The 233-nt window shown below is 41.2% G+C and carries 1 pseudogene; it reads right to left on the reverse strand.

Annotated features, from left to right (window positions below):
- Positions 1-36: 36 nt before the first annotated feature.
- A pseudogene (locus V5P19_RS24595) lies at positions 37-233 on the reverse strand (DNA injection protein); the annotation flags it as partial.

Consider the following 233-nt stretch of genomic DNA (forward strand, 5'->3'; position numbering starts at 1 on the left):
GTGGAGAAGCGATAACATCTTTCCATGCTTTAGCCATTAATCACCCCATAAAGACGAGAAACCGGACTTATTGCTGTCGCTTCCTGATTTTCGCTCACTAACATATGTGTCATAACCTGATGAACTATATCCCATTGATTCAGCCTCCCTTGCTGCAACCTTTTGAAATACAGAATATTGCGATCGGATTTCAGATAACTGTTTTCTGACGACCTCTTCAGGCTGTGTTATAT

Source organism: Enterobacter sp. UNJFSC 003 (assembly GCF_036903355.1).
Lineage (GTDB): Bacteria > Pseudomonadota > Gammaproteobacteria > Enterobacterales > Enterobacteriaceae > Enterobacter.